The sequence below is a fragment of the Mesorhizobium metallidurans STM 2683 genome, assembly GCF_000350085.1.
In the GTDB taxonomy this organism is placed as follows: Bacteria; Pseudomonadota; Alphaproteobacteria; order Rhizobiales; family Rhizobiaceae; genus Mesorhizobium; species Mesorhizobium metallidurans.
This window is the reverse complement of sequence record NZ_CAUM01000166.1, coordinates 1-7,528: the sequence shown is the minus strand read 5'-3', so window position 1 is coordinate 7,528 and position 7,528 is coordinate 1. Positions and strand designations below refer to the sequence as shown.

Genomic DNA, 7,528 nt, shown 5'->3' with positions numbered 1-7,528 from the left:
GCACTCAAAGGCCGAATACATGCCTGCACCCGACCAATCTGTCATCAACGTGAAAAAGCCCTTGCCATGCGGAGGCCGTCCATACATGCCACTGAACTTTCATCCAGTTGCGATTAGAGCCTCGGCCGTTTCTGCTACGCCGTAAGGCGCGGGTTGAGCAACCGGCGAAGATGCGAAGCCTTCGATCCGCGCAGCGTCGGAAGCGGTTGCGGTGATGACCTCGGCATGGGCCGCCGGGGTCTGGTAGCCGAGCGAGGAATGCGGCCTCGCGGTGTTGAACAACACGACGAAAGAACGCCCACAGGACCGAGGAACGCAAGTTTCTTTATCCATGGCATCCTTGGGCCGGGCGTTGTGTTCACGTTCATGAGGTGATCGAGAAGGCAGACCGGGAGGTTTTCCGCTGCAGTCTCTCCGGCCACGCCTCCGATCGGTGGCTGGAGGTTCCGGCCTGGATGTTTGATCGCGCGGTCTGCACCGCGTGGCGCATTGCCGCTGCCCCACATGTCGATCCCAGAACGCTTGGCGTCTTGGTGACACTGCTGCAGGACGCGACGGCCAATTCCCACACGCCATCGCAATTGGAGGATTCGGGCGCAGAATCGGGTCCTCACGACGCGAATCGGGGAGAGGTCCATGCCGCGCCAGCCTACGACATATCAGTTCGATCTGTTCTCCAACCCGCACGACGCGCCGACAGCGCAGATGCCACCATGGCAGGCGCTGCCGGAAGAGACGCGCCTGACACTGACAAAGCTGATGGTGCGCCTGATCCTCGACCACGTTGACGGCGATCGCATCGTTCCACTGGAGGAGGCGCGACATGATGCATGAGAAGATCCGGCCCCACCATCTGGAGCGCAAGGCTATCCTTTATGTGCAGCAGTCCTCGGCCCATCAGGTTCTGCACAATCGTGAGAGCCGCGCCCTGCAGTATGCGATGCGCGATCGCCTGGTGGCACTCGGCTGGTCTTGCATCGAGACGGTCGATGACGATCTCGGCCGCTCTGCTGCTGGCGGTGTCGCGCGAGCGGGCTTCGACCGGATGGTCGCCGCAGTCTGTCTCGGCAAGGTTGGCGCGGTTGCGGCGCGGGAGGTATCGCGCTTCGCCCGCAACAGCCGCGACTGGCAGCAGCTCATCGAGATGTGCCGAGTCGTCGATACCGTGCTGATCGACCAGGAGACGGTCTACGCACCGCGCCAGGGCAATGACCGGCTGCTGCTGGGATTGAAGGGCAGTCTCAACGAGTATGAGCTCGATCCTCTGCGTCAGCGCTCCCTGTCGGCCCGCTATGAGAAGGCCCGGCGCGGTGAACTCGTTGTCGCTGCCCCGGTCGGCTTTGTGAAGGTCGGCGACCGGCTGGAGAAGGATCCCGATCGTCGCATGCAGGAGGCCATCACCCTTGTGTTTGACAAGGTGGCGGAACTCGGCAGTGCCCGCCAGGCCCTGCTCTGGTTCCTCGAACATGGGCTGGATTTGCCTGCCAAGCGCAACAATGGCGATGTGGTCTGGCGCAGGCCAAGCTATGCGACCATCCACCGAATGATCGAGAACCCGATCTACGGCGGCGCCTACGCCTATGGTAAGACTCGTGCTGCGTCGGGATATGATGCAACAGCCATTCGCTCGCGCAGCCGCCGTAAGGCGGGTGCACACGAAGGTTACGTCGGCGGGAAAGGGCGGAAGCGATCCGCAAGATGGTGAGCGACAACGTGCCCACGAGCCGGCATCACGGGGCGCCCAAGCATGGCGACGCTCTGCTCGCCGGCCTTGTGCGCTGCCGGCGCTGCGGCCGCAAGCTGACGGTCCGCTACACGGAACCAAGCACAACATTCCGCGCTATTCCTGCTGGCGTGGTCTGCTTGACAATGGCGAGCCGCGTTGCATCGCCTTCGGTGGACTACGCGTCGACGACGTCATCGAGGAAGCGGGTTGTCGAGCCGGGAGCGATAGCCGCGGCCGTCGAGGCCGAAGCGCAAGCGGCCAGTCGCCGCGATCAGGTCCGCGATGCTCTAATGCGCGATCGCGAGGCGGCACGCTACAGCGCCGATCGGGCGTTCAGGCAATACGACGCCATCGATCCGCAGAACCGGCTGGTCGCGGCGGAACTGGAGTTGCGATGGAACCGGGCCCTTACGCGTGTCGGCGAGATCGAGAGCAGGATTGCCGCGCATGATGCCTCGACATCGGAGCCATCACTTCTGTCGCCAATACACGTCACCGCGCTCGCCGCCGATCTCAAGGCTGTGTGGGCGGCGCCGACGACGGATGCAAGGCTCAAGAAGCGCATCGTTCGTATCGTCATCCGGGAGGTGGTCGCCGATATCGATGACGAAGCCTCCGAGATCGTTCTCCTGATCCATTGGGTTGGCGGCGTCCATACTGAACTGCGCCTGCCGAAGCGGCGCCGTGGACAGCGCAACAGCACGTCCGGCGATATCATCGCGGCCGTCCGCCAACTGGTGCTCATCGCCAATGATGATCTGATTGCCGGCATCCTCAACCGCAATGGACTGGTGACCGGCCACGGCAATCGATGGACACGCGAGCGGGTCACCGCGCACAGGTCGCATCATAAGATCCCTGTCTTCCGGCCAGCGGCGGACGGCAAAGAGCCATGTTTAACCTGAAGAAGGCGGCGCCCTTCTCGGCGTTGCACCGAAGACCCTCAGGCTCGCCGCCGCGGCGGGCGAGATCGAAGCGTTCATCCTCTGCCGGACGGTCCATGGGTCTTCAGCCGATCAACGCTTGACGAACCGGCGGCTCAGCGCATCGTTCATCGCGCGCGGCAAAACCCAAAATACCCCATGGGATCGCATCCAGATCAGCAAAACCTATTCACTTCAACGGCATAGACAGATGGGTGTTATGAAACAGGATTTAAATTCTCCCTCCATTCGGCGATGGCGCTGCGAGCGTGGTCGAAGGCCGAAGAACAGGCTCAGGAGTTCATCGCGCATCCGTCCGTTGAGGGAACCGACATAGCCGTTCTGCATCGGCTTGCCCGGCGCGATGTAGTGCCATTCCACCCAATGATCCTTCGACCAGGCGAGGATGGCGTTCGAGGTGAACTCGGTGCCGTGGTCCGACACGATCATGCCCGGCTTGCCGCGCTGGGCGATCAGTTCCGTCAGCTCGCGAGCAACCCGACGGCCGAAGGTTGAGGTGTCCGCAATCGCGGCCAGGCATTCGCGTCACGTCGTCGACGATGTTCAGCACCCGGAACCGCCGGCCGCAGGCGAACTGGTCATGGACGAAGTCCAGCGACCAGCGCGCGTTCGGCTTCGCCTCAACCAGGATCGGCGCCCGCGTGCCGACCGCTCGTCGCCGTGCCCGGCGCTTGCGCACCGTCGGGCCCTCCTCGCGGTTAGATGCGATTGACCGCTGATGGCTTGCCCTCTCGCTGGAGCAGAATGAACAGGCATCGATAGCCGAAGCGGCGGCGCTCGTTGGCGAGGTCGCGTAACCTTGTGCGCAGCTCCGTCTCCGGCGGACGCCGGGACCGATAGCGGGCCATCTTGCGATCGGCACCGACGAAGGAACAGGCCCGACGCTCCGACACGCCTATGACGGCCTGCAGATGCGCGACGGCTTCGCGCTTGGCGGCGGGCCCTACTATTTTTTTGAAAGAAGCTCGCGCAGTGCCGACGCTTCGAGCATCTGGTCGGCGACCAGCTTCTTCAGCTTCACGTTCTCGTATTCCAAGGCTTTCAGCCGTTGGTATCGGAGACGTCCATCCCGCCATACTTCGCCTCCAGTTATACAGCGTCGCCTCGGAGATCCCATGCTTGCGCGCCAGGTCGCCCGCCTTTGCTCCCGCCTCATGCTCACGCAGAACCGCGATGATCTGCTCTTCCGTAAACCGCTTATTCTTCATCAGTCCGTCCAATCGAGGCCGGACTCTATCTAATCTCAGATGGAGGAAATTACCCGTGGCAGGTCACCAGCAGCGATATACCTTGGCCTTGCTCAATCAGCCAGCGAGCCAGAACAGCCGTCCTTAAAACGTTGGAGGCGTGTTCACCCAGAGAACTCGTGTTTCACCACTGCTAACGTTGTCGTACCAATGTGGAAGGGGCGACTCGAAGTAAAACGAGTCCCCCTCTTTCACATTGACGGACTGACCATCGACATGCAATTCCAATTCGCCTCGTAGTACGAAGCCAAATTCCTGACCTGCGTGACTAAGAGGTTCGCTATTGCCGCCATCTGGCGCGATCACGTGAATGCTGGCTTGCAGAAGTGACCCGGGACCATTTGGTATTAAAGTCTCCAACGTGACACGATTGCCTGCCCGACGGTGACCTGTAACGAGCTTAGGACGTTTTTCGGCGCGTATTACGAAAACAGGGCTTGCATCGTCCCTCGAAGTAGCGAAAAGTTCACTGATATTAGTGCCCAGCGCTTGGGTCAGTTTGTGCAGGGTTGCCATTGAGGCCTGAGATCGGTCGTTTTCCAGTTTAGATAGATAGCCTTCTGTCACTCCAATTTTCGCACCAAGTTGCGTGAGGCTGAGCCCCAAGAGAAGGCGTGCATGTCTTAGCTTAGCGCCAATTCGGAGGGCAGATAAAGGTGCTTCTCGCTTCACGTTCATTCTATCTCCCTTTGTTTGCCATGACGCTCATCCGGACTGCTTGAGAGTTGGGCAAATGGGTGTCACTAGAACTGGACACTCTCTCAAAAAAATCCAGCAGAAATATCAAATTCCCTATAGGATTAAGGCGTTACGTCAACACGTTAGGTCAAAGCGATAGCTCTGTTTTTGTGCAACATGAAGGCGCCTAATTCGATCCTGGCTGGTCCTCACGCAGTCCCCTCGGCAGGAGAGCCAAAACTGGATTAAGGCTGCGCTTACTGCAACCAGATGCGTCACCACAATACCGGATTCTGCGGACACAGCACAAGATACTCCTATTAGGAATATTACTTGACTGATAGGCATTACGACAATAGTGTCGTCCTTCTCGGAGCCCCGGGAGGACGTCAATGTCTGGACATGAAATCGCCGCGGATGATCCGCGTGCAACGGCTGTAAGCTTGCCCACAGATGCATTTATATGGGAGCAACATGTCTCTTCATTCGCGGGGGAAACCTTTCGAAAGTATAACCCTGCAAACGGCAGAATTCTATGCGAAGTCGCAGCATGTGACGCGGACGATGTGGACCGCGCGGTTAAGGCTGCGCGGGGCGCATTTGAGAATGGGACTTGGTCACGATGTGACATGGTGGAACAAGTCGACGTCCGTACTCCGTTTGGAGGTTTCAAGCAGTCTGGTAATGGTCGGGACCTTTTCCTTCATGCCTTCGAAAAATACCCCGAAACAAAAACCACGTGGATCAGGCTGTAATGATAACAGCATCCGCAGCGGCACAAGCATACGATGTCGCCATCGTAGGCGGTGGAATCATGGGAGCGGCGACGGCGTATAACTTGGCAAGGGCTGGTATAAAGGTCGGCCTATTCGAAAAGGGGCGCATTGGCGGCGAGCAATCTAGTCGAAACTGGGGGGCCGTTCGCCAACAAGAGCGTGACGCTGCCGAGTTACCGCTGATGATCGAGTCGGTCCGTTTATGGATGGGGTTAGAAGCAGAGCTCGGCGTTAGTTTGGATTGGCATCAGCAGGGCCATCTTTCCCTCGTCTATGATGAAATAACATCAGAGGTCTTCGAAAAGTGGATTCCCCTAGGTCGTGAACATGGCCTGGACACCAGGATGCTCACGTCAAAGGAGGTCCATCACTTGCTTCCCCATTATCGTGATAGAGATTGTAGAGGGGGCCTGTTTACCTCTTCAGACGGCTGTGCAGAACCGGAGAAAGTAACCATTGCCTTTGCCCGCGCAGCTAGTGAAAAAGGGGCTGAAGTATTCGAGCTCACAAGTGTCTCTTCGATAGAAGCCCAAAATGGCCAAGTTTGTGCGCTTTGGACCGAGCAGGGATGTGTTAAAGCAGATTCCATCCTTGTTGCCGCCGGCGCGTGGACCAACAGGCTGCTTAGACCATTGGGAATTCGACACCCTTCCCTCTGGGTTCGAGGCTCCGTAGGCAGAACCGGTGTTCTGCCGATCGAAATCCGCAAACTGGTGGCTTGGGGAAAAACGGCTTACCGGCAACGTTCAGACGGACGCGTAAACATCGCTGTGGCACGAGCGGCCTTTCACGATCTAACGGGCGAAAGCCTTTTGAATGGCATGAAATTTCTTCCAGCAGCGACGCGAAACTGGCGAAACCTACGCCTAAGTCTCGGTTCGCACGCGGTGCGCGACTTGATGGGAGACTTCGCTGATTTCACCACTCATCGAACACTTGATCCTCGTCCGGACTGGAGGCGCTTGGAGAATACGGCTCGTTTGTTTGCCCAGGAATATCCGGAAGCAGGTCCCTTTAATTTGGAACGGGGGTGGGCGGGGTTCATGGACTTCATGCCGGACGAACTTCCGGTGCTTGGAGAGACCTCAAGTTGCCGAGGGCTTTTTGTGGCGGCAGGATTTTCTGGCGCAGGCTTTGGTATGGGACCGGTAATTGGGCGGATCATGGCCGACCTGATCCAGGGGAACCCAGCCGGCCACAATCTCAGCCGTTTTTCTCCGAAAAGATTCTCCAAGGAACGCCAGCCCTAGGAATTTGCCTAATACGACTACAATATATCCGAGTGGTCTTTCTCGGCGCCTCAGATATTGCCAGCGACGCAATACATGTTGAAAACCTTTACCAAGAATTTGGCTCTCTAGACGTTCTGAAAGGGATTTCGTTTTTTGGCGCGCGAGGGGGAAGTTGTAGCCGTTATTGGCGGCGGCGGATCGAGTAAAGTGACCATACTGCGCTGCATCAACTGTCTTGAAAACCCGACCAGTGGAGTTTTTGCGTCAACGGCGAAGAGATTAAATTAAAGTCCGATGGCACGGCGGCTCGGTCCCAGCCGACCGTAACCAAATTGAGCGCGTGCGATCTCGATCGGGAATGGATCTTTCAGAGTTTCAACCTCAGGAGTCAGATGACGCTGATTGAGAATGTGACCGAGATTCCAGGTAAGACCGTATGTCCGCCTCTGCCGATGAGGTGGCTCGCCCTACACTGCGCGTCCGAGGGTTGCTCGGACGGGCCGAGCCGATCCTCACCACAGGAGGACGAGCCGTGGCGGATTATAGAGAAGCATTTGTCGGAATCGATGTTGCGAAGCTTAAGAACGCTATTGCGATTGCGGAGGCAGGCCGGGAAGGAGAGGTTCGGTTCTTCGGTGAGGTCGACGCGTCGGCGACCAGCATGCGGCGGGTCATAGGCCGGATCGCCAGCCGCTTTGATTACGTGCATTTCTGCTATGAGGCTGGGCCGACCGGGTACGGCCTTTATCGCCTGATCCGGTCGCTCGGGCACGAGTGCACCGTGGTTGCACCATCATTGATACCAAGGAAGCCCGGCGATCGGGTGAAGACGAACCGTCGAGACGCCATTTCCCTTGCCCGGCTATTGCGCGCCGGCGAGCTGACCGCGGTGTGGGTTCCCGATGAAGGGCACGAGTCCATACGG

General features: G+C 58.6%; 9 protein-coding genes and 1 pseudogene. 7 read left to right on the top strand and 3 right to left on the bottom strand.

From position 1 onward, the window contains the following. Positions 1-636 precede the first annotated feature (636 nt). From MESS2_RS28470 to MESS2_RS33650, 3 genes are read left to right on the top strand one after another with little or no spacing between them, the layout of a single operon-like run. On the top strand, positions 637-834 hold the full coding sequence (locus tag MESS2_RS28470; protein WP_040594211.1) for a hypothetical protein: 198 nt from the start codon (positions 637-639) through the stop codon (positions 832-834). Then, positions 824-1,705 (top strand): recombinase family protein, encoded by an 882-nt coding sequence (locus tag MESS2_RS33655; protein WP_008878097.1) that lies wholly within the window; start codon positions 824-826, stop codon positions 1,703-1,705. Before MESS2_RS28470 ends, MESS2_RS33655 begins: the two co-directional genes overlap by 11 nt. Beyond that, positions 1,699-2,631, top strand: coding sequence for a recombinase zinc ribbon domain-containing protein (locus MESS2_RS33650; protein WP_244440108.1), 933 nt, complete (start codon positions 1,699-1,701; stop codon positions 2,629-2,631). The genes MESS2_RS33655 and MESS2_RS33650 overlap by 7 nt, the downstream gene beginning before the upstream one ends. A 213-nt stretch (positions 2,632-2,844) precedes the next feature. On the opposite strand, the gene MESS2_RS34260 is transcribed toward MESS2_RS33650, so the two are convergent. The 3 genes from MESS2_RS34260 to MESS2_RS31700 all read right to left on the bottom strand — a co-directional run bounded on the left by MESS2_RS34260 (position 2,845) and on the right by MESS2_RS31700 (position 4,595). Then, positions 2,845-3,135 (bottom strand): integrase core domain-containing protein, encoded by a 291-nt coding sequence (locus MESS2_RS34260; RefSeq protein ID WP_425277764.1) that lies wholly within the window; start codon positions 3,133-3,135, stop codon positions 2,845-2,847. Positions 3,136-3,368: 233 nt separating this feature from the next. Beyond that, positions 3,369-3,878, bottom strand: coding sequence for a transposase (locus MESS2_RS34255; protein ID WP_008878094.1), 510 nt, complete (start codon positions 3,876-3,878; stop codon positions 3,369-3,371). A 123-nt stretch (positions 3,879-4,001) separates the two neighbouring features. Next, complete coding sequence (locus MESS2_RS31700) at positions 4,002-4,595, bottom strand: helix-turn-helix domain-containing protein (protein WP_008878093.1); 594 nt, start codon at positions 4,593-4,595, stop codon at positions 4,002-4,004. 392 nt (positions 4,596-4,987) lie between these two features. On the opposite strand from MESS2_RS31700, the gene MESS2_RS34250 reads away from it, so the two are divergent. The 4 genes and pseudogenes from MESS2_RS34250 to MESS2_RS28445 all read left to right on the top strand — a co-directional run. Further along, complete coding sequence (locus MESS2_RS34250) at positions 4,988-5,350, top strand: aldehyde dehydrogenase family protein (protein ID WP_083918711.1); 363 nt, start codon at positions 4,988-4,990, stop codon at positions 5,348-5,350. Next, a complete protein-coding gene (locus MESS2_RS28450) occupies positions 5,350-6,621 on the top strand; it encodes an NAD(P)/FAD-dependent oxidoreductase (protein ID WP_040594212.1) in 1,272 nt (423 codons plus the stop codon). The genes MESS2_RS34250 and MESS2_RS28450 overlap by 1 nt, the downstream gene beginning before the upstream one ends. Positions 6,622-6,632: 11 nt before the next feature. Next, positions 6,633-7,028: pseudogene (locus MESS2_RS33895) on the top strand (ATP-binding cassette domain-containing protein); the annotation flags it as partial. A 107-nt stretch (positions 7,029-7,135) separates the two neighbouring features. Continuing rightward, positions 7,136-7,528, top strand: a 393-nt coding sequence (locus MESS2_RS28445) for an IS110 family transposase (protein ID WP_167332470.1), incomplete at its 3' end; no start/stop codon positions are given.